This window comes from Pelomonas baiyunensis, from assembly GCF_043555935.1.
Taxonomy (GTDB): domain Bacteria; phylum Pseudomonadota; class Gammaproteobacteria; order Burkholderiales; family Burkholderiaceae_C; genus Pelomonas; species Pelomonas baiyunensis.
Genome location: NZ_JBIGIB010000003.1, coordinates 80697 through 102930 on the forward strand (window position 1 = coordinate 80697; position 22234 = coordinate 102930).

At 73.0% G+C, this 22234-nt stretch carries 17 protein-coding genes; 7 read left to right on the forward strand and 10 right to left on the reverse strand.

Annotated elements, in window-relative coordinates; genetic code table 11:
• Positions 1–80: 80 nt before the first annotated feature.
• Entirely contained in the window at positions 81–2021 is a 1941-nt protein-coding gene (locus tag ACG01O_RS10835) for a methyl-accepting chemotaxis protein (protein WP_394384388.1), read from the forward strand.
• 64 nt (positions 2022–2085) lie between these two features.
• Here ACG01O_RS10835 and ACG01O_RS10840 read toward each other — a convergent pair whose 3' ends face one another.
• The 5 genes from ACG01O_RS10840 to ACG01O_RS10860 form a co-directional block, all read right to left on the reverse strand.
• Entirely contained in the window at positions 2086–3441 is a 1356-nt protein-coding gene (locus tag ACG01O_RS10840) for a M20/M25/M40 family metallo-hydrolase (RefSeq protein WP_394384390.1), read from the reverse strand.
• 78 nt (positions 3442–3519) lie between these two features.
• Positions 3520–6606, reverse strand: coding sequence for a two-component regulator propeller domain-containing protein (locus ACG01O_RS10845; RefSeq protein WP_394384393.1), 3087 nt, complete (start codon positions 6604–6606; stop codon positions 3520–3522).
• 111 nt (positions 6607–6717) lie between these two features.
• Positions 6718–7401, reverse strand: coding sequence for an ABC transporter ATP-binding protein (locus ACG01O_RS10850; RefSeq protein ID WP_394384395.1), 684 nt, complete (start codon positions 7399–7401; stop codon positions 6718–6720).
• A gap of 3 nt (positions 7402–7404) precedes the next feature.
• Positions 7405–8667, reverse strand: coding sequence for an efflux RND transporter periplasmic adaptor subunit (locus tag ACG01O_RS10855; protein WP_394384397.1), 1263 nt, complete (start codon positions 8665–8667; stop codon positions 7405–7407).
• Between the two features lie 7 nt (positions 8668–8674).
• The gene (locus ACG01O_RS10860) at positions 8675–11155 is read right to left on the reverse strand and encodes an FtsX-like permease family protein (RefSeq protein WP_394384400.1); all 2481 of its coding nucleotides are present in this window, start codon (positions 11153–11155) and stop codon (positions 8675–8677) included.
• A gap of 154 nt (positions 11156–11309) precedes the next feature.
• Between ACG01O_RS10860 and ACG01O_RS10865 the strand changes: the two genes are divergently transcribed.
• The 4 genes from ACG01O_RS10865 (at position 11310) to ACG01O_RS10880 (ending at position 15217) form a co-directional block, all read left to right on the forward strand.
• A complete protein-coding gene (locus ACG01O_RS10865) occupies positions 11310–12605 on the forward strand; it encodes a sigma-54-dependent transcriptional regulator (protein ID WP_394384403.1) in 1296 nt (431 codons plus the stop codon).
• A complete protein-coding gene (locus ACG01O_RS10870) occupies positions 12595–13785 on the forward strand; it encodes a sensor histidine kinase (protein ID WP_394384406.1) in 1191 nt (396 codons plus the stop codon). Before ACG01O_RS10865 ends, ACG01O_RS10870 begins: the two co-directional genes overlap by 11 nt.
• 92 nt (positions 13786–13877) lie before the next feature.
• On the forward strand, positions 13878–14603 hold the full coding sequence (locus ACG01O_RS10875) for a response regulator (RefSeq protein WP_394384408.1): 726 nt from the start codon (positions 13878–13880) through the stop codon (positions 14601–14603).
• Positions 14600–15217: a T6SS immunity protein Tdi1 domain-containing protein gene (locus tag ACG01O_RS10880; RefSeq protein ID WP_394384411.1), complete on the forward strand. Its 618-nt coding sequence runs from the start codon at positions 14600–14602 to the stop codon at positions 15215–15217. Before ACG01O_RS10875 ends, ACG01O_RS10880 begins: the two co-directional genes overlap by 4 nt.
• A gap of 33 nt (positions 15218–15250) precedes the next feature.
• Here the strand turns inward: ACG01O_RS10880 and ACG01O_RS10885 are convergent, their stop codons facing one another.
• Genes ACG01O_RS10885 through ACG01O_RS10900 form a run of 4 tightly spaced genes read right to left on the reverse strand, consistent with a single transcriptional unit; the run spans position 15251 to position 19736 of the window.
• Positions 15251–15904, reverse strand: a complete 654-nt coding sequence (locus tag ACG01O_RS10885) for a 3-keto-disaccharide hydrolase (protein ID WP_394384412.1) — start codon at positions 15902–15904, stop codon at positions 15251–15253.
• Between the two features lie 2 nt (positions 15905–15906).
• Positions 15907–16527, reverse strand: coding sequence for a gluconate 2-dehydrogenase subunit 3 family protein (locus ACG01O_RS10890; protein WP_394384414.1), 621 nt, complete (start codon positions 16525–16527; stop codon positions 15907–15909).
• Positions 16528–18327 carry a GMC oxidoreductase gene (locus ACG01O_RS10895; RefSeq protein WP_394384416.1) on the reverse strand — a complete coding sequence of 600 codons (1800 nt, stop codon included), beginning with the start codon at positions 18325–18327 and terminating at the stop codon, positions 16528–16530. It lies immediately after the preceding gene.
• 50 nt (positions 18328–18377) lie between these two features.
• On the reverse strand, positions 18378–19736 hold the full coding sequence (locus tag ACG01O_RS10900; RefSeq protein ID WP_394384418.1) for an MFS transporter: 1359 nt from the start codon (positions 19734–19736) through the stop codon (positions 18378–18380).
• An 82-nt stretch (positions 19737–19818) separates the two neighbouring features.
• On the opposite strand from ACG01O_RS10900, the gene ACG01O_RS10905 reads away from it, so the two are divergent.
• Positions 19819–20931: a 6-carboxytetrahydropterin synthase gene (locus tag ACG01O_RS10905; RefSeq protein ID WP_394384419.1), complete on the forward strand. Its 1113-nt coding sequence runs from the start codon at positions 19819–19821 to the stop codon at positions 20929–20931.
• 87 nt (positions 20932–21018) lie between these two features.
• Complete coding sequence (gene queE / locus ACG01O_RS10910) at positions 21019–21651, forward strand: 7-carboxy-7-deazaguanine synthase (RefSeq protein ID WP_394384421.1); 633 nt, start codon at positions 21019–21021, stop codon at positions 21649–21651.
• Between the two features lie 37 nt (positions 21652–21688).
• On the opposite strand, the gene ACG01O_RS10915 is transcribed toward queE, so the two are convergent.
• A complete protein-coding gene (locus ACG01O_RS10915) occupies positions 21689–22219 on the reverse strand; it encodes a CbrC family protein (protein ID WP_394384422.1) in 531 nt (176 codons plus the stop codon).
• Positions 22220–22234 lie beyond the last annotated feature (15 nt).

Sequence of the window (22234 nt, forward strand, 5' to 3'; positions counted from 1 at the left end):
TGATGGCATCGGTTGCGGTACCACGCCACAAGCTCTAGGCTGCCGCAGAGCGTCCGTTCGATGGCGCACAGGGAGACGGCATGAAGATCTGGATCCAACGGCTGACGGTGGGCCAAAAACTGGCGGCCGTGGCGGCGGTGAGCGCGTTGATGGGACTGATTCCCACCGCGCTGTACGTGAGAACAGCACTCGATGCCGAGCGCCAGCTGAGCCGGGAGACAGGTGCCCTGCCCGCACTCACCACGGGGCTCAAGGTGGCCCGACTGACGGCCCAGCATCGGGGCCTGTCCAACAGTCAGCTCAACGGAGACGCCAGCGCCGAGGCCAAGCGCAGCGTCGTGTGGAAGGACCTGCAGGCGCTCAAACCGGCCAGCCTGGATGCGGCCCGTGCCGGGCTGGACGCGTCGCTGAGCCAGTCACTGGACGCCTACTGGCGCGCCATGGAGAGCCTGGCGGGTGAGGTGGGGGCGCGCAATCTGGCCGCGCCGGAGAGCTTCAAGCGCCACACCGAATTGATCGACGCGCGCCTGGCGTGGGTGTACGACGGCTCGGTGGTGTCCAAGCTGGTGCTGCACCCCATCGCCACGGGCTACTTCCTGCAGGACGCCGCGCTGCAACACCTGCCCCGCAGTGCCGAGTTGCTGGGCCGGTTGCGCGGCGCGGGCATGGGCATGCTCTCCAAGGGCGAGTTGACGATGAACGACCGGGAGCGCCTGGTGGTGTTGCTGGAGCGCGCCCTGGCCGACCAGGCCAACGCCGACCGCGCCTTGAGCCACATCGCGTCGACCGCCAAGGAGGGGGTAGCCCTCAAGGCGCTGCAAGGCCAGGTGAAGGAGAAGCTGGCCGAAGCGCGCCAACAGGCGCTCAAGGCGGTGATCGAGCCCGAGACGCCGCAGATCCAGCCGCAGGCCTGGTGGGCCGTGACCACCGCCGCGATCGACGCGCAGTACGCGCTGGGTGACGCCGCCGTGGCGGCGCTTCAGCAAGACCTGACTGACAGCCTCGCTGCCGAGCGCCGCACGCTGGCCACCGGGTTGGCCGCGATCGTGCTGCTGGCGCTGGTGGGCAGCTGGCTGCTGTGGACGATTGCGCGGCAGACCGCCGCCTCCATGGGCCGCGCGCTGGGCATTGCCCAGGCCGTGGCCGACGGCAACCTGGCGCACGAGGCGGCGGTGGACCGCACATCGCGCGACGAAGGCGAACGCCTGACGGCCGCGCTGCTGGACATGGCGGGTCAACTCAGCACCGTGGTGGGCACGGTGCGCACCCGGGCCGACGAGGTGGCCCACGCCAGCCAGGAAATTGCCGCCGGCAGCGCCGACCTGTCGGCCCGCACCGAAACCCAGGCCGCCGCGCTGGAACAAACCACCGCGTCGGTCGACACCGTGCGGCACGGGCTGGAGCACGGGGCCCAGCAGTCGGGCCACGCCGCCACGCTGGCGGCCGAGGTGCGCGACCTGGCCAGATCCGGCGGGCAGTTGGTGAGCACGCTGGCGGGCACGCTGCGCGAGATCCAGACCAGCTCGCAAAAGATTGCCGACATCATCGGCACCATCGACGGCATTGCCTTCCAGACCAACATCCTCGCGCTGAACGCCGCGGTGGAAGCCGCCCGCGCCGGCGAGCATGGCCGCGGGTTTGCGGTGGTGGCCAGCGAGGTGCGGGCCTTGGCCCAGCGCGCGGGCAACTCGTCCAAGGAGATTCGCACGCTGATCGGCGCGAGCGTGGAGCGCGTGGGCGCCGGCTACGCACAAGGCGAAGAGGCGGCGGCACTGATGCAGCGCGTGGTGGACGCCGTGGGCCGCGTGGCCGGCGTGATCGACGAACTCAGCACCCTCTCGCGCGACCAGCACCTCAGCATGGACGAGGTGGGCGTGGCCATCCACCAGATGGACGACACCACGCAGCAAAACGCCGCCCTGGTGGAGCAAAGCGCCGCCGCGGCCGAGAGCCTGCAGCGGCAGTCCGAAGCCCTGCGCGAGTTGATGGCGGGCTTTCGCACGGCCGACCGCCGGGCGTGACCCCCCAGGCCTGCCGGCGCGGCGGGCCGCCGTCCGCGCCCGATCGGCAACGTCAGCCAGAGGATCAGCGCGTCAGGCGGTAGATCAGCAGCGCCGCCCGCAGCGCGCCGCGTTCGATGGACGCGATCTCCAACCATTCGTCCGGCGTGTGCGCCCCACCGCCGGCCGCGCCCAGGCCGTCCAGGCTGTCCACCAGTGGCGCCACGAACTGCACATCCCCCGCACCGCGCTGGCCCGGCGGAAACGCCACCACCGGCCCCAGGCCCAGGTCGGCGCTGGCCTGCGAGTAGGCCGCCAGCAGCTTGAAGTTGCCCGGCGTGGGCGCCATGGGCGGGTAGCTCTCATGGAAGCTGATCTTGGAGCGCGTGCCCGGCAGCGCCTGCTCCACGATGGCCTGCATGCGCTCTCGCGCGCGGGCGCCCTGCTCGGCGGTCAGGTAGCGCAGGTCGCCGCGCACCTGCGCATCGCGCGGGATGACGTTGGTTTTGCCGAAGGCCTGGCCCTGGCTGTCCGCGTCGTCCCACTTGGCGCTGGTGCCGGCCACCAGCGTGGCGGCGTTGAAGGTGAGGTCGGGCTCGATCAACTGCTCCCGGAACGCGTTGACCACGCGGGCCGCCTCGTACACCGCGCCATAGCCGTCGCGCCCGAACACGCCGGCCGAGTGGCCGGTGCGCGCCGTCACCTGCAGGTGCCAGCCGCCCGAAGCGCGCCGGCCCACGGTGGCGGCGTCGCGGCCCTGGTCGTCTCGGGTGGCGCCTTCAAACGCCAGCGCCACGTCACTGCGCCGGGCGGCGTCCACCAGCGCGGCACGCGCCACCTCCACCGGGCTGCCCACGCGCTCTTCGTCGCCGGTGAACACCACACGCACCGTGCGGCCCTGCAGCGCGCCCAGGTCGTTCAGTGCCCGCAGCGCCAGCAGCACGATGACGTCGCCACCCTTCATGTCCGACACGCCCTGGCCGCGCACGCGCCGGCCGTCGCTTTGCCACGGGGGCACGGGGCTGTCTTTCTCGAACACGGTGTCCAGGTGCCCGATCAGCAACACGCGCTGGCCCTGGGTGCCGGTGCGCTCGGCCACCAGGTGGCCCGCGCGCTTCATCTCGGGCGGCATGTCCACCCAGCGGGTCTCGAAGCCCAGCGCGCGGAACTCCGCCCCGAAGAGTTCGCCCACCTGCCGCACGCCGGCGGGGTTGAGCGTGCCGCTGTTGATGAGCACGCTGCGCTCCAGCAGCTGCAGCGCGGCCGGGGTGTGGCGCTTCACGGCCTCCGCCAGCTGCTGGGGCGCCAGGTCTTGCGCCGAGGCCGGCGGTGCGGCCATCGCCCACGCGGCGGCCCAACAGCCCGCCACGGCCCACAGGGTGCGGCGTTGCCCGCGGAGCCCGAACACGCGGGGCCAGGAGGTCAGAGGGTGCAGCGTCATGCCCGGCATTCTGGGCGCAAGCGGGCGGCGTGGGCCGACTGGGCCGGACCGGTGGGGACCGGTGGGGCCCGGTGCGGCTCAGGCGTCGGTCGCCACCGCGTCGGGGCTGGCGGCCCGCTCGGCGATGGGGCTGAACACGGCCTGCACGCGGGTCTCGCGCTGCCACGCGGCCAGGTCGGCCGGCGCCTCGCGGGGCGAGAGGCCCTGGGCCTGTACGGCGCCCACGTAGCCGTCGCGCCCGCGGGCCTTGGCCGCGTACAGGGCCGAATCGGCGAGGCCCAGGCAGGCGCGCCAGTCCCACAGGCGCGGGTGGTGCGGGTCCAGCGGGAAGGCGCAGAACCCCAGCGACACCGTCACCCGCACGGTCTCGCCCGGGCCGATGTCGAACGGCCGCTCGCGCACCGCGGCGCACACCCGTTCGGCCAGCTCGGCCGCGTCGCGCCGGTCGGTTTCACGCACCAGCACCAGCACCTCTTCACCCCCCCAGCGCACCAGGGAATCGGTTTCGCGGAACACCTGGCCCAGGCGCTGCGCCAGCTGCACCAGCACGGCGTCACCCGCGGCGTGGCCGTACAGGTCGTTCACGCGTTTGAAGTGGTCCAGGTCCAGCAGCATCACCAGCAGGTCAGCCTCGGGGCCGGGGCCGTCGCCCTCGGGCGTCTCGAAGCGGCGCAGGCACAGGCGCAGGTCGTCGTCCAGGCGCAGTTCCAGGTAGCGGCGGTTGCGCAGGCCGGTGAGGGCGTCGGTCAGGCTCAGCTCGCGCAGCTCGGCGGTGCGCGCGTCCACCAGCGCGGCCAGCTCGGTCTGGCGGCGGCGCAGCGCACGGGTGCGCCAGCGCATCCAGGCCCACACCGCGGCCAGCAGCGCCACACCGCCGCCAAGGCGGGCCGCATCGGTTTCCCACCAGGCCGGCTCCAGCGTCACGGGCAGGCGCAGCTGCTCGGTGCCCCACATGTTGTGGTGGGCCGTGGCGCGCACCTGCAGCGTGTACTGCCCGGGCCGCAGCGGCCCGAAGCTGGCCAGCCGGCCGTTGGCGTCCACCCGGGTCCAGTCGGCGTCCAGGCCCTCCAGCCGGTATTCGTAGCGCAGGCGTTGCGGGTCGGCGTAGTCCAGCGCGGCGAACTCCACCGCCACGCTGCGCTTGCCCGGCGGCAGGTGCAGGCCTTCGCTCAGCGCCTGGGGCTGGTCGTGCGGCTGGCCGTTCACGCGCAGCGCGCTGATCACCAGCGGCGGGTTCACCGACTGCGTTCGCCACGCCGCGGGCCGCACGCGCAGCAGGCCGCGGCTGCCGCCGAACAGCAGGTCGCCCCCGGGCAAGGCGGTGCTGGCAAAGAACCAGAAGCTGCCGAAGTTCGCGCCCTCGGCCGGGCCGAAGCTGTCCAGCCGGTCCACCGCCGGGTCGTACACGAAGAGTTGCGTCCAGATGCGGCCCTGGCCGTCTTCCTGCAGGTTGCCGCCGAACACGCCTTCGGCGCCGTGGCGCTCGCTGATGCGCTCGAAGCGCGCGCGGCCCCCGGCGTCCCACCCCTTCAGGCGGTGCAGGCCGCTGACCGGCGTGTCCACCCACAGCCGGCCGTCGCGCCCCCACAGCAGGCTCATGACGATGGGGCTGGCCAGGGCTTCATCCGGCGCTTGGGGCACCCGCTCCAGCGCGCCGCCGCCCGCCTCGCGCTCGCGGAACAGGCCCGCCTGGCCGCCCACCCACAGCCGGCCGTCCGGCGCGGTGCGCAGCGCGTAGATGCCGCCGTGCAGCCGGGCCGGGCCCTCGGGGTGCACGCGATCCAGCGCGGCCGCATCGGCCCGGGCCAGCCGGTACAGGCCCTCTTGCAGGCCCACCCACACGCTGCCATCGGGCCGCAACAGGATCTGCTGGGCCCGGCCGCCGTCCAGCGGCCAGTCGTGCAGCAGGCGGCCGGTGGCGGCGCGGTGCTCCAGCCGGCCGGCGGCGGCCATCCACAGGCTACCGTCGGGCGCCTGCGCCAAAAACTCCACCACGGTGCGCCGCTCGCGCGGCCACACGCCCAGCGTGGCGAGGTCGCGGCCGGAGCGGCCGTCCAGCCGCACCAGGTCGCCGTGCTGCGTGGCGGCCAGCACCTCGCCCGATTGCAGCCTCAGCACGGCGCGCACGTCGGCCTCGGCCAGTGGGCTGGCGGGGTCGGCATCGGGCCCGCGCACGGCCAGCGCCGGGTGGCTTTGGTGGCGCTGCACGCCCACGCCATAACCGCTCACCCACATGGCGCCGCTGCGGTCGCGCAGCAGGCCGCTGATGTCGTTGCCGGCCAGGCCCATGCTGCGCCGCGGGTCGTGCCGCAACACGGCCTCCACCGCGCCACTGGCCGGGTTCACCCAGAAGAGGCCCACCTTGCCGCCCACCCAGAGCCGGCCGTCGGTCGCCTCGGCCAGGGCGTTGACCGGCATGCGCAGGTGCTGCACCCAACGCACACGGCCCTGTTCCACCACGCCGACCCGGCCGTCCTGCGTGCCCAGCCACACGCGGCCGGTGCGGTCTTCGGTGAGCGTGGAGACCGGGGCGCCGTCGGGCAGGTCCGGCAGCTCGATGGCCGTCCACGCGCCGCCCGCCGCGGGGCGGTAGGCCAGGCCGCGCCAATGGCCGGCCCAGACGCTGCCGTCGCGCGCCGCGCACAGCGCCAGCACCCGGCCTTCCGGCGTGCCCTGCGCGGTCAGCAGTTGGGCGCTGAAGCGGCGCTGGCCGGGGTCGTAGGCCCACAGGCCCTGGCCCATCGTGCCCATCCAGACCGTGCCGTCCCGCCCTTCGGCCAAGGCGCGCACGGTGGGGTGCGGGCCTTGCTCACCCTGGGCGCTGCCGTGGCGCTCCAGGCGGTCGTGTGCGGCGTCGTAGGCCACCAAGCCCTGGAATTCGGTGCCAATCCACACCCGCCCGTCGCGCCCCGCGGCCAGCGCCCGCACCCAGCCCAGGCTGCGCTGGGCCAACGTGGTGCCGGGAAACTCGATCGGCCGCAGCCGGTAGCCGTCGTAACGGGTCAGGCCCTGGGTGGTGGCGATCCACAGGAAACCGTCACGGTCCTGCGCCATGGCGGGCACCGAGTTCTGCGGCACCGCCACGCTGCGGAATTGCACCTCCAGCGGGCCCACGTCCGCACCGGCGCGGGCCCAGCCCACGCCCCACGCGAACGCCAGAGCCAAAATCCCACGAACTAGGGGGTGCATGGGATGGCATCGTAAATCCGAGGGTCCCCCGCCCCACCCCCGTCCCACCCGCCTCCCCCCGAGGCGCGGGCGTGCGAAGTTGGCAGTTCAGCCCCAGGCGTGCACGGCGTCCACCACCACGCGGCCGTCGCGCAGCCGCAGCGTGCGCGAGGCCTGGGCGGCGTGCTCCAGCGAGTGGGTCACCATCACCAGCGTCGTGCCCTCGGCGTTGAGTTCGCGCAGCAGGCGCATCACCTCGGCGCCGTGGGCGCTGTCGAGGTTGCCGGTGGGTTCGTCGGCCAGCAACAGGGCAGGGCGCGCCGCAATGGCGCGGGCAATGGCCACGCGCTGCTGCTGGCCACCGCTGAGCTGGCTGGGCCGGTGGCCGGCGCGGTGGGCGATGCCCAGGCGCTCCATCACCTCGGCCACCCGGGCCCGGCGCGCGCGGGCGGGCAGCTCGCCGTACTCCAGCGCGAGGCCAATGTTCTCGGCCACGGTCAGGTCGTCGATGAGGTTGAAGCTCTGGAACACGAAGCCGATGCGGCCGCGCCGCAGCGTGTTCAGCTGCCGCTCGCCCCAGCCGGCCACGTTCTGGCCGTCGAACCAGTACTCGCCGCTGCTGGGCGCGTCCAGCAGCCCGAGGATGCCCAGCAGCGTGCTCTTGCCGCAGCCCGAGGGGCCGGTGATGGCGAGGTATTCGCCGGCCTCGACGGTCAGGTCCACGCGGTCCAGCGCGGTGGTTTCGATGTCGCCGCTGCGGAAGGTTTTGGTGAGGTGTCGGAGTTGGAACATGGCTCAGTCCAGTTGAAGAGAAGACGCCGTGGCGAAGGCGCGGTAGGGCGACACGACCACGCGCTCGCCGGCTTGCAGGCCCCCGAGCACTTCGATCACGCCATCGGCCCGCCGGCCCAGCTGCAGCGGACGGCGCGTGGCGCGGCGGCCGTCGGCCTCCAGCACAAAGGCCCAAGCGCCGCCGGTGTCGGCATAAAAGCCCGCGTCGGGCAGCAGCAGCGCGGGCGTGGGGTCGCCCAGCGTGAGGCGCACGTCCAGGCCCTGGCCCACCTGCAGCGCGGGCGGGTCGGCATCAAACGTGAGTTCCACGCTGAAGCGGCCGTCTTTCACCTGCGGGTCGATGCGGGCCACGTGCAGCGCGTGCTCGCGGCCGGCGTGGGCCAGCGTGGCGGCCAGGCCTTCGCGCACACGGGCCAGGTGGAACTCGTCCAGCCGCACGCTGAGCTTGAAGCGGCCCAGGCTGTCGATGCGCGCAATGCGCACCCCGCTGCGCACGCCCTCGCCCACCTGCAGCGTCAGGCCCGTCAGCCGCCCGGCCACCGGCGCGCGCACGGCCAGGCCCTCACTCGCGGCGCGCATCGTGGCCAGCCGCGCGTGGAGGTCGTTCACCGCGCGCTGCATGGCCTGCACCGACTGCGCCAGCACGGCCAGCGCTTCCTGGCCGTCGGCCTGCTGCTGGGCGAGCAGCCGCTCGGCCAAGCCGAGCTTGTCGGCCGAGTCTTCCAGCGCTGAGGGCGACAGGAAGCCCGTGGCGGCCAGCTCGCGGTTGCGCTGGTGCAGCCGGCGCGCCCGCTCCAGCTCGAAGTGCGCCTCGGTCACGGTGCGGCGCTGCGCCGCCTGGGCCTGCATCCACGACGCACGCAGCGTGGAGAAGTTGGCCAGCTGCTGCGCCGCCTCGCTGGAGCGCGCCATCAGCTCCTGCGCACGCTGCGTGCTGCTCAGCACCACCAGCAGCTGCCCGGCCGCCACGCGCTCGCCGTCCTTCACCAGCACCTGCTCGACGCGGCCGTCTTCGGTGGCGTCCAGCAGCACCGACTGCAGCGGCTGCACGGTGGCCCGGCCGGGCACCACGTCGCGAAAAGAACCGGGCCGGGCAGGCGCGATCTCCACCGCATCCCGCGCCACCGGCACGCCGCGCGGCCAGGCCTGCATCAGCCCGGCGGCCACGGCCAGCAGCGCCGCGGCGGCCAACGCCCAGCGCCGCCAGGGGCGGGCGGTGGGCACGCGGCGGTCCATCGCCACGCCCGAGGGCAGCGCGGCGGTCATTGGCCCGTCATCCACGAAGCGCCTGCAGCGGCCGCAGCGCCAGCGCGGCATGCAGGTGGCGGGCCACGGCCCCCACCGTCACGGCCACCAGCAGCCCGGTGGCCGCCAGCAGCACCCACAGCGAGCCCGGCCCCACCGGCGCACGCTCCACAAAATCGGCCAGGTAGCGCTGGCTCAACCACGCAGCCACGGGCAGCGCCACGGCGCAGGCGGCCGCCAGCACCCCCGCGAACTCGCGCGCCAGCAAGGCCGCCACCGCGCCCGGGCCGGCGCCGTGCAGCTTGCGCAGCACGATCTCGCGCTCGCGCCGACGCAGCGTGTAGGCCGCCAGCGCGTAGATGCCCACGGCGGCCAGGGCCAGCGCCAGGCCGCCGGCCACGGCCACCAACCGGCCCAGCCGGGCGTCGTCGGCCACCTTTTGCAGGAGCATGTCGCGCACGGGCAGGGCGTCCAGCTGCACATCCGGGAAGGTCTGTTTCACCAGCGCGGTGAGGCGGGCGCGGGTGGCCGCCGGGTCGCGGCTGTGCACGCTGATGGCACCGGCCTCGCGCTCGGCCAGCGGCGTGATGGCATGCGGCTGCGGCGCGCTGCGCGAGCCTTCCAGGCGGATGTCCTCGATCACCGCCACGATGGGGGCCGACTGCCCGCCATTGAAGTTGGCGGCCACGCTCAGCACCTGGCCCACGGCCGCCTCCGGGCTGGCGAAGCCCAGCGCCCGCACGCCGCTGCGGTCCAGCACGATGGCCCCTTGCGCCGCCTCGGCCCGGTGGTCGGCCGACAGCCGCCCGGCAATCACGCGCATGCCGTAGGTTGGCAGGTAGCCCGGCGTGAAGCCCACACCGGTGCGCAGGCTGACCGACGGGCCCCCGGGGCGGTTGAACTCGGAATACCAGCTGGAGAAGTCACGCCCGGGCACGTCGTCGGCCGCACCGGCGGCAATCACCTCGGGCCAGCGCCGCACCGCCTCCAGCAGCGCAGTGGTTTCCGCCGGCTGGCACCACCACGGCAGGTCGATGGCCACACGGTTCTCCACCTCAAAACCGCGCGGCATCTGCGCGGTGTGCTCGGCCTGCCACAGCACCGTCAGCGCGAGCGATGCGAACACCGCCGCCGCACCGAACTGCAGCGTGGTCATCACGCGGCGCAGCCAGCGGCTGGCCGTGCCTTCGGTGTGATTGCGACCCGCCAGCGACTCGGCCGGCCGCACGCGCAGCGCAATCAGCGTCAGCGGCAGCGCGCTGAGCGCGGCCATGCCCAGGCAGAGCACTGCCGTCAGGCCCACCGTGGCGGCACTCACCACCGGCGCGTGGAACTCGCGCTGCAACAGCACCGCCCCCACCGGCACGGCCCACCAGGCCAACAGCAGCCCCAGCGCACCGGCCACCCCCGCCACCACCGCCGCTTCGGCGAAGAACTGCCGGGCCAGCTGCGCCGCCCCCGCGCCGAGCGACTTGCGCAGGCCGATTTCGCGTTGGCGCTGCAGGGTGCGCACGCTCCACAGGTTCACGAAGTTGATGACGGCCAGCGCCAGCACGCCCGCCGCCGCGGCCGCCAGGCTGCCCAGCTGCAAGCGCCGCAGCGGGCTGCCCGCACCGTGCAGGCCGATGTCGCCCACCGGCATGGCGCGCACATAGGCAGGCTTGCCGCCGCCCTTCAGGAAGTCCATCGGGAAGCCGGGCGGCAGCGGCTGGCGATCCATCTCGGCCTGGGCACGCGCGCCCAGCTGCTCGGCCGTGGCGCCGGGCAGCAGGCGGGCGAACAGTCGGCCGCTGGCCTGGTACCAGTTGTCGGACCGCGCCAGGTAGGCCTTGGCCGGCGGCGACTGGTAGCCCGACAGCGCACCGAACACCAGCGCCCCGTTGAGGTTGGGCGTGGGCAGCACCGCCTTCACCACCAGCGGGAACTGCAGCGCCGGCGTGCGGCCCTCCGGGTCCGGCGGCAGCGACAACGTGAAGCCCCGGCCCACCACGCCCTGCGCGGTGCCAAACAGCTTCTCGGCCGACTGCACCGTCAGCGCAATGCCCTCCGGTGAGGCCAGCGCCTCGCCCAGGTCGCCGGCCAGGGGCTGCAGGCCGAACAGGGTCTGCACCTCGGGGTCGGCCAGCGCGATGGACAAGCGCGTGCTGCGCCGGGTGCCGCCGGGCTCGCCGGCATGGGCGGGCAGCTCAGTGAAGAGCACGCGTGTCATGGGCCCGAGCGGGGCGCCCGTGGCGCGCAAGGCCGCGGCCAGCGGCACGACGGGGGTGTCGCCGAACCAGTCGGTGAAGCTGCCGCCCGGGCCGCGCACCTGGGTCTCGAAGGTGATGAGCCGCTCGCGTTCGGGCAGGTCGGCATCGGGCCACAGGGTGTCGTGCAGGTAGCTCGCGGCCAGCAGCGTGAGCGCCTGGCCCAGGGCCAGGCCCACGACGACGGACAACGCGGTGCCGGGTTCGGCGCGCAGCTGGCGCCAGGCGCTGCGCCAGGTGAGGGCGGTGGGAAGGAGGCTCATGGGGTGATGTTTTGCAAAACCCGGGCCAGCCCCTCGCGCGCTGGGCAGAGGCCGTTCGGCGGGCCGCGAGCGTTCGCAAGCGGACACCCCCACTGTCCGGTTCCGGACACCGCCTTGCCGGGGTGGACGGCGCGCACCTACAGTCGCGCGCTCCATGCCCGGCATCCTCATCCTCGACGACGACCCCGACGTGGCGCTGGCTGCGCGGCTGGCGCTGCGCAAGCTCGGGGCCGTGGCCGTGCGGCATGCGCCGGCCGAGCTGCCTGCCGCGCTGGACGAGCTCGCACCCGACGTGCTGCTGCTGGACATGAACTTCACGCCCGGCGCCAGCGATGGCGCGGCGGGGCTGGCGCTGCTGCGCGAGGTGATGGGTCGGCGCGATGCGCCCGCCGTCGTCGTGATGACCGCCTACGCCGAGGTCGAGCTGGCCGTGCAGGCGCTGAAAACCGGCGCGGTGGACTTCATCACCAAACCCTGGCCCAACGAGCGGCTGGTGGCCTGCGTGCAAGCGGCCCTGGCGCGCCGGGCGCCGCCGGCGGCCGTGGGTGAGCTGCTGGGGGAATCGGCCGCCATGCAAAGCCTGCGCGCGCAGATTGCCCAGGTGGGCGCCAGCGAGGCCAGCGTGCTCATCCTGGGCGAGAACGGCGTGGGCAAGGAGCTGGTGGCCCGCGCGCTGCACCGCGCCTCGCCGCGCTCGAGCGGCCCGTTGCTGGCCGTGGACATGGGCGCGCTGCCCGAAGCGCTGGTGGAGAGCGAGCTGTTCGGCCACAAGCGCGGCAGCTTCACGGATGCGCGCGAGTCGCGCCCCGGGCGCTTTGTGGCGGCGGCGGGCGGCACGCTGTTTCTGGACGAGATCGGCAACCTGCCGCTGGCCCAACAGGCCAAGCTGCTGGCCGCGCTGGAGCGCCGCGAGGTGACGCCGGTGGGCAGCGACCGGCCGGTGCCGGTGGACGTGCGCGTGCTGGCCGCCACCAACGTGGCCGAGGCCGAGTTGTTCGACGCAAAACGCTTTCGCCCGGACCTGCTGTACCGCCTGAACACCGTGGTGCTGCGCGTGCCGCCGCTGCGCGAGCGCGGGGCGGCTGACATCACGCTGCTGCTGCGTCACTACCTCGCGCAGTTCGCGCAGCGGCCCGTGGAAGTGACGCCCGACGCGCTGGCGCAGCTGACGGCCTATGGCTGGCCCGGCAACGTGCGGCAGCTGCGCCAGGCCTGCGAACGCGCCGCGCTGCTGGCGCGCGGGCCGGTGTTCACCTGGCCTGACTTCGGACTCGCCCACATGGCGCCGCCCGCGACGGAGCCGGCCCCGGGGCTGGACCTGGCCCAACGCGAACGCGAGGCCGTGCAGGCCGCGCTGGCGCAGGCCGACGGCAACATCAGCCAGGCCGCCAAACTGCTGGGCGTGAGCCGCGCGGCGCTCTACCGCAAGCTGGACAAGCATGGCCTTTGAAACCACGCCCCACCGCCGCGCCCGGGCCGAGGGCCTGCGCGTGGCTGCGGCGGCCGTGGCGCTGGCGGCCAGCACCGGCGGCGCCGTGGCGTGGTGGAGTTCGCCCCGCGCGGTGGTGGCTTGTACGCTGGCGGCCGTGGCGGCGGCCGCATTCGGCGGGGCCGCACTGAACCGGCTGGTGCGCCAGCCACTGCCGCCGCCCCCTGAACCCGCACCGCCCCCCGCGCACGACCTGGACGCCGCGCTGGAGCACGCCCCGCTGGCGCTGTGGCGGCTGACGGCCGGCGCCGCGCCCCTGGCCCTGAACGCGGCCGCGCGGCGGTTGATGGCACCGGGCCGCGCGGTGGACCCGGCCGGCCTGCTGGCGCTGCTGGACGCCCAACCCGGCCGCCGCGTGGTGACCCTGCCCACCGAGCACGGCCAGGAGCGCGCGGTGCTGGCCGTGTCGGCCCTGACGGTGCAGGGGCAGGACTGGCGGCTGGCGGCGCTGGCGCCCATCGAGTCGGAACTGGAAACCGAGGCCCTGGGGGCCTGGCGCCAGCTGGTGCAGGTGCTGACGCACGAGATCATGAACTCGCTGACGCCGATCGCCTCGCTGGCCGGCAGTGCCCCGGCGCTGCTGGAGGCAGGCGAGCCGGCTGAACTGCAGGCCGCCCTGGCCACGCTGGCCCGGCGCGCGGCCCACCTGCAGGCCTTTGTGGAGCGCTACCGCAGCGTCAGCCAGCCCCCGGCGCCCACGCTGGCCGATGTGCCGCTGACGCCGTTGCTGCAGGCCGTGCAGCAGTGGCTGGAGCCGGCCTGGCGGGCGGTGGGTGGCACGGTGCAGGTGAGCGTGGAGCCCGCGTCGCTGGTGCTGCGCACCGACGCGGCGCAGCTGGAGCAGGTGCTCATCAACCTGGCGCAGAACGCGCTGCAGGCCTGCGCGGGCCGCCCGGCACCGCAGTTGCAAATGGACGCGCGCCTGAGCCGCGGCGCCCGGCTGCGGCTGACGGTGGCCGACAACGGCCCCGGCGTCACACCCGGGCTGGAGCCCCGCATCTTCACGCCGTTTTTCACGACCCGACCCGGCGGCAGCGGCGTGGGCCTGGCGGTGGTGCGGCAGCTGGTGCACGGCCTCGGCGGCACGGTGCGCCACGCCCGCCGGCCCGGCGGCGGCGCGTGTTTCGTGATCACCTTCTGACGCCTGCGTGCGCTGCAGGGGCGGCGGACCGGTTTTCCTGGGTGGTGCGCCGCGGTGCCGGGTGTTAGGCTGCCCGCTGTCAACCCCCGGGGATGGAGATGTTTCACGAGCTGCAGGACATGTTGGGCGCCTACTTGATGCCGGTGCTGATTGCGATACCGCTGGCCATCATCGTGCTCATCGCTGCATTCAAGCGGGACGACTACCGGCCCAGCCGCGACTACACGCCCCCGCCGCGGCCGCCGCGCCAACCGCCGCGCGCTGACGCTTCCATCGTGCTGCCGCCGCTGCCGGGCTCGCCCGATGCCGGCCCGTCCATGGCCAGCGCCTTCGTCACCGCCCCCACGCCCAAGCTGCCGCCGGCCCCGGCCCCCGTGGTGCCGGCCGGCCCGCCCACCGTGCTGGTGGCCGACGACTCGGCCGTGGTGCGCACCAAGCTCAAGCGGCTGCTGGAAAGCGCCGGCTTTGTGGTGGTGCAGGTGAACGACGGCAACGAGGCCCTGGCCGAGCTGGACGCCAAGCCCGAGATTGCGGTGCTGATCACCGACCTGGAAATGCCCAACAAGGACGGCTTCGAGCTGATTGCCGATGTGCACGGCAGCCTGGCCACCGAAGACCTGCCGGTGATTGCCATCACCGGCCACGACGAGCTGCATGGCCGCGTGGGCCAGATCGAAGGCGTGTACGGCATCTTCAAGAAGCCCTGGAACGACCGCGAACTGCTCAAGCGCGTGGAGTCGCTGGCCCACCTGCGCAACGCCGCCAGCCGCCGCGGCCGCCGGGCCACCGACATGCGCCCGCCTGCCGCCAGCGCGTGAACGGTGCTGCCCCGCCACGCCGCACGGTGCTGAAGCGCGCCCTTGGCGGCCTGTCGGGCCTGTTGGGCCTGACCGGCGCCGGCCCCTCACAGGGGGCGCCTGCAACCCCGGCCGCGCTGGACGCGGTGCTGCATGACCTGACCGCCCGGGGCCTGATGCTGCCGGCCACCGCGGCCGACCCCACCTGGATGGACGACTGGCGCTGGCTCGTCGGCGCCCCGCGCCAGCTGCTGCGGGTGTCGGCCCTGGGCGACGCTCTGCTGACCGAACGCGACGGTGCGGCGCTGTGGTGGCTGGACACCCAAGGCGGCACGCTGGTGCGCGTGGCGGACTCCCCCGCCGCGCTGGCCCAGCGCCTGACCGACCCCGAGTTTGTGGACGACCGCTTCATGCCCGACGCGGTGGCCGACCTGCGCGCCGCCGGCCTGCGGCTGGGGCCGCGTCAGGTGTATGCGCTGAAAACGCCCATGGTGCTGGGGGGCCGCTTTGAGCGCGACAACATCGAGGTCAGCGACGCGGCGGTGTCGTTCTCCCTCCTCGGGCAGATCCACGCCCAGGTGCACGACCTGCCACCGGGCACGCCCATCCGCTCGCTGAAACTTCGGCCGCGTTGATGCGCTGATGCGCCGGCCCGCGCGGGGCGCCCCTCAGGGCAGCACGCGCACCTTGAGGTTGCGGAAGTGCACCTCGCTCTCGGGGTCGTGCCCCTGCAGCGCGAAGGTGCCGCGGGCCAGGTAGCGCTGCTCCAGGCCCTTCTTGCGCACGAGGGGCGACTCCTCGGTGTAGTCGGCCGTTTTCTCGCTGCCCACGAAGGTGGTGACGTGCTTGCCGTCCACGCGGATGGTGAGCGTGAACCAGGTGCCGTCGGGCGACACGACCTTGGGATAGTCCTGCACGCCCCACAGGCCGCCGGTGCGGCTGGGGTCGCTGTGCGAGTTGTTGACCTGCACCTCGTAGCCGAGGCTGGGCCAGCCCACCTCCTGCCACTGGGTGTGGAAGTAGATGCCGGAGTTGGCCTTGGGGAAGGTCAGCACATCGGCCTTGAACTCGAAGTTGCGGAACTCGTGCTGCTGCACCGGGCCCACGTAGAACAGGTGCGAGCGCGGGCCGCGCACGATGATGGCGCCGTCCTTCACGCTGAAGGAGCCCGGCGCGTCACTCGCGCGCCAGCCGTTCAGCGTCTGGCCGTCGAACAGCAACTGCCAGCCGGCGGCCTGCTCTTCGGCGGTGAGGGTGTTGAGGTCGGCCGCGTGGGCGGCCCCGGTCAGCAGCAGGCTGGCGGCGAGGAGGGTGGGTTTCATGGTCAGCTCAATCCCACAATCTGGAGGACTTTGGCAGGGGGGCCGTCGAAGGTGACGGACGGAACGTTGCCGACGTAGCCGAGGTCGCGGCTGCCTTCGGGCGTGGTGTAGAAGCCGCCGGCGGTGAGGTCGCGAAAGCGCGCGAAGAAGCGGGCGGCTTCCGCGAACTCGGGCTTGGCCTGTGCCACCCAGCAGATGTCGTCGGCGATGCGGGCCTGCTGCGTGACGTGGAGCTGGTCGAAGCGCTGCTGAAAGCGCCGCTCGCTTTCGGCGTCCAGCCAGGCCAGGCCTTGCAGGATGACGCCGCGGTCGCGCTGCTGGGTGGGGTAGGGCGCGCTGATCCACTCGTCGATGAACAGGTGCACCTGCAGCTGCGCGGCGCTGGGCGACTGCGCATCGGCCGGGATGATGAGCGCGCACAGCGCCTCGGCGCAGCGGCGCTGCTCGGGCGTGAAGCTCAGCGGCCAGAGCTCGCCGGCGCGGTAGCTGCGGGTGAGCTTCGGGTCGGTGCCATAGCCGGCGCCGGGCCTGCGCGCGGGCGTGGCCCCGCCCGAGGCTTCAACGCCCAGCGCGGCGCTGGCGGCCAGCATCCACTGCAGCGTGGTTCGGCGGTCGAGGTGCATTCAGAGCTCCTTGCGGCGGAAGCGCTCGACGATGTGGTCCGCCTGGCGCCAGGCCAGGGCCATGATGGTGAGCGTGGGGTTCTTGTCGGCGTTGGAGGCGAACGGGGCGCCATCGGCCAGGAAGAGGTTGGGCACGTCCCAGGTCTGGCCGAAGGCGTTGGTGACCGAGCGGCGCGGATCGCCGCCCATCAGCGCGCCGCCCACCTCATGAATGATGGAGCCGCCCGGGGCGATGGCCTTGGCGCCGTCCAGTTGCGGGCCGCCGCCCAGCACCGTGCCACCCATGGCCGTGACGATGTCGGCAAAGGTTTTCTGCATGTGCGCGGCCTGGCGGGTTTCGTGCGCGGCCCACTGCCAGTGAAAGCGCAGCACGGGGATGCCGAAGCGGTCTTTCACGGCCGGGTCCAGCTCGCAGAAGGACTGTTCGTTCGGGATCATCTCGCCGCGCCCGGCGAAGTAGACGAAGCTGCCGTACAGGCGCCGCACGTCTTGCTTGAAGGCCGCGCCGTAGCTGCCTTTCGTCAGCGCCTCCAGGCCCGCGCCGGTGCCCGACGACGGCATGCGCCGGCCGGTGCTGATCTCGATGTGATAGCCGCGGGGGAAGCCGAGCTTTTGCGCCCAGCCCTGGCCCTGCTGGCTGTACAGCCACCACGGCGCATAGGCGTGGGCGCCGCCGGCGCCGTCTTCGTTGTGGGCGGGCAGGGCTTCCAGCGCGGGCACCTGGCCGGCGAGGTCGCTGCCCACGGTGTCCATCACGTACTTGCCCACCAGCCCGCTGCTGTTGGCCAGGCCGCCGGGCTTGCTGTTCAGCAGGATGCGCACCGACTCGCACGCACTGGCCGCCAGCACCACGGCACGCGCTTTCACCTCGATGTGCTTGCCGGTGGTGCGGTCCACAAAGCGCACGCCGCGGGCCTTGCCGTGCTCGGTGGTCACCTCGTAGACCATGGCATCGCACAGCACGTCCAGCTTTCCACTGGCCAGCGCCGGGGGCAGGTGCACGGCAGGGCTTTGGTAGGTGGCGCCGATGCTGCAGCCGCGCACGCAGGGCGTGGCCCAGAAGCAGGCGGCGCGGTCGCGCATGGCCTGGGCCACCAGGCTTTGGGCGCGCGGGTTGCCGGGGTGCAGCAGGGCGGGGATGCGGGCGGCGTCCAGCTTGGCCGTCAGCACCGCGCGGTGGATGGGCACGACCGGGATGCCCAGCGGCGAGGCGTGCTTTTTGATGAGGCGCTCGCCCACGCGCATCGCCGGCGCGGGCAGCAAGCAGCCGGCGGGGGAATCGGGCGTGTTCTCCAGGCCCTCGTTGCTGCCGTAGATGCCCACCAGCATCTCGACCTTGTCGTAGTAGGGCGCGAGGTCGTCGTAGCCGATGGGCCAGTCGAAGCCCAGGCCGTCGCGGCTGTGGGGTTTGAAGTCGTAGGGGCCGTTGCGCAGCGAGATGCGGCCCCAGTGGTTGGTGCGGCCGCCCAGCATGCGGGCGCGCCACCAGTCGAAGCGCTGCTGCGGATCGGTCGACGCCTGCGTGTAGGGCTCACCGGGCACCTGCCAGCCGCCGTCCACGGTCGCGTCGTAGAAGCCGAAGGGCTTGTCGGGTGTGCCGGCGCCGCGCAGCGGGGCGTCGGCACTGGTCTGGAACATCGGGGTTTCGGTGCGGTGGTCGTAGTTCCGGCCGGCCTCCAGCATCAGCACTTTCACGCCCTCCAGCGCCAGCGTGTAGGCCGACTGGCCCCCACCCGCGCCCGAGCCCACGACGATGACGTCGTAGTCCTTGGCCATGCTGCGCGTCGTCACAAAACCCATGCACCGCTCCCGGGAAGTCGGGGCGAGTGTGCCACCGGTTGAAAGCGGTTTCAGGACGTCATGGCCCGGGCGCGCGGGCTGAGCAGCGTGGTGGCCACCGCCAGGCCCAGCGCCAGCAGCAGCACGGGCAAGACCTGGCGCGTGGCGGGGTCGAACAACAAGCCGGCCAGCGCCAGCGCGGCGCTGCTGGTGAGGGCATCGCTGAGTTGCAGCGAGGAGGTGTTGCGGCCCTGCTCCTCCGGCGCGGACAGCTGCAACAGCAGCACCGACAGCATCGGGAACGACAGCCCGATGCCCAGGCCCACACCCGCCCAGCCGGCCAGCACCCACCCTGCAGAACCTGTGGAACCCGTAGAACCGCCACCCAGCAGCGGCGCAATCACCACGCCCAAGCCCACCGCCGCGAGCGCAAAGCCGCCGGTCAGCAGCCGCCGCCGGGCGGCAGGCCGCTGCACGCGCGCCTGCACCGCGCTGCCCAGGCTCCAGGTGACGGCCCCGGCGCTGAGCGCCCCGCCGGCCTGCGTGAGGCTCCAGCCGAAGTGGTGGGTGAGCAGCAGCGGCAAAAACGCCTCGGCGCTGGCGAAGGTGGCGGCAATCAACCCGCGCAACGCGATGACGGCCGGCAGGCCCCGCGCCGCCCGCAGGCTGCCCGCCGGCAACAGCAGCGCGGCCGCCCCGCCCGCCAACCCCAGGCCGGTGAGGAACAGCGCCGCCGCCCGCAAGCCGGTCTGCTGGCTGGCCGCGTGCAGCACCAGCGCGCCCACGCTGGCCAGCACCGCCCAGCGCATGGCGCCCCACTGCAACGCCTCGCCCGTGCCCGCGCCCACGCGGCGCAGGGCCGGCAGCATCAGGCCCGCCGCCACCGGCACGGCAGCCGCCACAGTCAGGAACACCGACCGCCAGCCCAGGTACGCCGTCAGGAACGACGCCAGCGCCGGCCCCACCAGGCCCGGCACCACCCAGGCGCCCGCGAACATGGCAAACATGCGCGGGTGCAGCGCGGCCGGCACCACCTGGGCCACGCCCACGTACAGCGTCACCCCCAGCACGCCGCTGCCCAGGCCCTGCAGCGCCCGGCCCAGCACCAGCACCGGCATGGACGGCGCAAACCCCGCCAGCAGCAGCCCGGCCAAAAAGGCTGCCAGCCCGGCGAGGGCCGCTCGGTAGGGGCCGCGCTTGTCGCACAGCTGGCCGGCGGCCGTCATGCCCAGCACCGAGGTGGCGAGCGTGGCGCCGAAGGCCAGCGCGTAGAAGGGCAGGCCGTCCAGCGCCTCGGCCACGGCGGGCATGGCGGTGGCGACGGCGATGGACTCGAAGGCCAGCATGGAAATCAACGCCACGGCGCCCCCGCAGGCGGCGCGCCGGCCGGGCGCAAACAGGCGCTCGGCGCCGGTGGTTGGAACAGTCATGGGGCGCAGCGTAAAAGCTCAAGCCCACTTCAAGTCAAGCGCGCCAGCCCCACCGGCGGGGGCGGCACGCGACAATCGCGGCATGTCTTTGTCCGTGTTGCACTGCGCCTCGGCCGGCTTCGAGTCGGCCTGCCGCATCCCCGCCCTGCCCGCCTCGCACCGCAGCCATGGCCTGCATGGCCACAGCTATTTCGCCACGGTGCGCACGGCGCTGCCGGCGGGTTGGGCGCCCTCCATCGGCAGTTTTGCCGGCGGTGAAGTGGAAGCGCTGCGCGCCCGCATGGCTGCCACCGTCGCCCCGCTGGACCACGCGCTGCTGAACGACCACCTTTCGGAACCCACCGACGAAAACCTCGCCCGCTGGGTGCGCAGCCGGCTCAATGCCGACGTGCCGGGCATCGTGCAGGTGGGCGTGCAAAGCACCACCCACAGCGGGGTGGACCTGGACTGCGCCGGCCATGCCCACGTGTGGCGCCGCTACCGCTTCCAGGCCGCACACCAGCTGCCCAACGTGCCGGCCGGCCACCAGTGCGGCCGCATGCACGGCCATGGCTTCGAAGTGATCCTGCACGCGAATGCCGACCTGGGCGAGCGCGACCTGTCCATCGACTACGACCACCTCGACGAGGTCTGGGCGCCGCTGCACTTCGAACTGAACTACCGCTGCCTGAACGACATCGCCGGGCTGCAGAACCCCACCAGCGAGAACATCTCGGCCTGGCTGTGGGCGCGGCTGAAGCCGCAGCTGCCGGAACTCAGCTGGGTGACGGTGTACGAAACCGGGTCGAGCGGCGCCAACTTCAACGGCAGCAGCTACCGCATCTGGAAAGAGATGACGCTGGACAGCGCCGTTCGCATGAAGCACGCCCCGAGCGGCCACCCGCTGGCCGGCACGCACGGCCACACCTTCACCTTGAGGTTGCACCTGGCTGCGCCGCTGGACCAGGTGATGGGCTGGACCGTGGACTTCGGCGATGTGAAGGCGCTGTTCAACCCGATCTTCAAACGGCTGGACCACCACCCGCTGTACGAGATTGCCAACTTGCCCGATGGCAATGCGGCGTCGATTGCCGCCTGGGTGCTGCGCGAGGGCGGCAGCGTGCTGCCGCAGATCGACCGCGTGGACCTGTACGAAACCCGCGGCTCGGGCGCCATCGTGAGCCGGGCTGACTCTGAAGAATTGATTCCGGTATGACACGCGATTTGAGCGCCGGGCCGCCCCAAGCCAAAGCGCGATCCCCCCTGGGGATCGGCCGGCGTAACCGACGGACGAGGGGCTGACATGTACAGCGTCAAAGAACTCTTCTACACGCTGCAAGGCGAAGGCGCCCAGGCCGGCCGCGCGGCGGTGTTCTGCCGTTTCACCGGCTGCAACCTGTGGAGCGGCCGCGAGCAGGACCGCGCGACCGCCGTCTGCACCTTCTGCGACACCGACTTCGTGGGCACCGATGGCGAGGGCGGCGGCAAGTTCGCCACCGCCGAGGCCCTGGCCGACACGATTGCCAAGGCCTGGCCCGACAGCCAGGGCGGGAAGCGCTACGTGGTGTGCACCGGCGGCGAGCCGCTGCTGCAGCTGGACACGCCGCTGATCGACGCGCTGCACGCGCGCGGCTTCGAGGTGGCGGTGGAAACCAACGGCACGCAGCCCGCACCGCCGGGGCTGGACTGGATCTGCGTCAGCCCCAAGGCCGACGCCGAGCTGGTGCTGACCTCCGGCCACGAGCTGAAGCTGGTGTACCCGCAGCCGCTGGCGCAGCCGGAGCGCTTCGCCGGGCTCGACTTCCAGCATTTCTTCCTGCAGCCCATGGACTCGGTGCTGCAGCGCGACCACACCAAGGCCGCGGTGGCTTACTGCATGGCCCACCCGCAGTGGCGCCTGTCGGTGCAGATGCACAAGGTGGTGGGCATCGCCTGAGGCCCGGGGCGGCCGAGCGCCGCCCGCTCACGCACGGTCAGAGGCAGTCCCAGCCCAGGCGCACCGTGCCGCAGTGGCGGCACACGAACTTGTAGAACGCGTTGTCGCCCGCGGGCTCGTAGTCGCGCGTGGCGGCGGCCCATTGCTTGTCGGTCTTGCCGTAGCGCTGGCACCAGTCGGCGCGCACGGCGTCGCTCGCGTCTTCGATGTCCTCCTCGCACGCGTCACCGTGGAACTCGCAGGCATCGTCACAGTGCGACAGCCACACCTCCTGCTCCCAGCAGGAGTAGCCCGGCGTGCGCTGGCTGACCTCTTCGATCACCGCCGCCGGCACACCTGCGGCTTGCAGCGGTGCGGGGTCGGAAAAGCTGGCGCCCAGCTTGGCGTGGGCCGATCCGTCGGCAATGCACCAGGGGCAGAGCTTTTCGTCCAGGTCTTGCGTAGCGTAGACCGGCTGCACGTAGACATGGCTGCGCGTCTGGCCACAGCAGATGCACTGGAGGCTTCGGGGCTCGACGGCGCCGGTGGCCAGCGGATCGGGGTGGTAGCGGAAGAAGGGGAGTTCCATGCGCCGCACGCTACC

Coding starts and splice junctions, on each gene's coding strand:
- ACG01O_RS10835 (WP_394384388.1), top strand. CDS start 81: ATGAAGATCTGGATCCAACGGCTGACGGTGGGCCAAAAACTGGCGGCC.
- ACG01O_RS10840 (WP_394384390.1), bottom strand. CDS start 3,441: ATGACGCTGCACCCTCTGACCTCCTGGCCCCGCGTGTTCGGGCTCCGC.
- ACG01O_RS10850 (WP_394384395.1), bottom strand. CDS start 7,401: ATGTTCCAACTCCGACACCTCACCAAAACCTTCCGCAGCGGCGACATC.
- ACG01O_RS10855 (WP_394384397.1), bottom strand. CDS start 8,667: ATGACCGCCGCGCTGCCCTCGGGCGTGGCGATGGACCGCCGCGTGCCC.
- ACG01O_RS10860 (WP_394384400.1), bottom strand. CDS start 11,155: ATGAGCCTCCTTCCCACCGCCCTCACCTGGCGCAGCGCCTGGCGCCAG.
- ACG01O_RS10865 (WP_394384403.1), top strand. CDS start 11,310: ATGCCCGGCATCCTCATCCTCGACGACGACCCCGACGTGGCGCTGGCT.
- ACG01O_RS10870 (WP_394384406.1), top strand. CDS start 12,595: ATGGCCTTTGAAACCACGCCCCACCGCCGCGCCCGGGCCGAGGGCCTG.
- ACG01O_RS10875 (WP_394384408.1), top strand. CDS start 13,878: ATGGAGATGTTTCACGAGCTGCAGGACATGTTGGGCGCCTACTTGATG.
- ACG01O_RS10885 (WP_394384412.1), bottom strand. CDS start 15,904: ATGAAACCCACCCTCCTCGCCGCCAGCCTGCTGCTGACCGGGGCCGCC.
- ACG01O_RS10890 (WP_394384414.1), bottom strand. CDS start 16,527: ATGCACCTCGACCGCCGAACCACGCTGCAGTGGATGCTGGCCGCCAGC.
- ACG01O_RS10895 (WP_394384416.1), bottom strand. CDS start 18,327: ATGGGTTTTGTGACGACGCGCAGCATGGCCAAGGACTACGACGTCATC.
- ACG01O_RS10900 (WP_394384418.1), bottom strand. CDS start 19,736: ATGACTGTTCCAACCACCGGCGCCGAGCGCCTGTTTGCGCCCGGCCGG.
- ACG01O_RS10905 (WP_394384419.1), top strand. CDS start 19,819: ATGTCTTTGTCCGTGTTGCACTGCGCCTCGGCCGGCTTCGAGTCGGCC.
- queE (WP_394384421.1), top strand. CDS start 21,019: ATGTACAGCGTCAAAGAACTCTTCTACACGCTGCAAGGCGAAGGCGCC.
- ACG01O_RS10915 (WP_394384422.1), bottom strand. CDS start 22,219: ATGGAACTCCCCTTCTTCCGCTACCACCCCGATCCGCTGGCCACCGGC.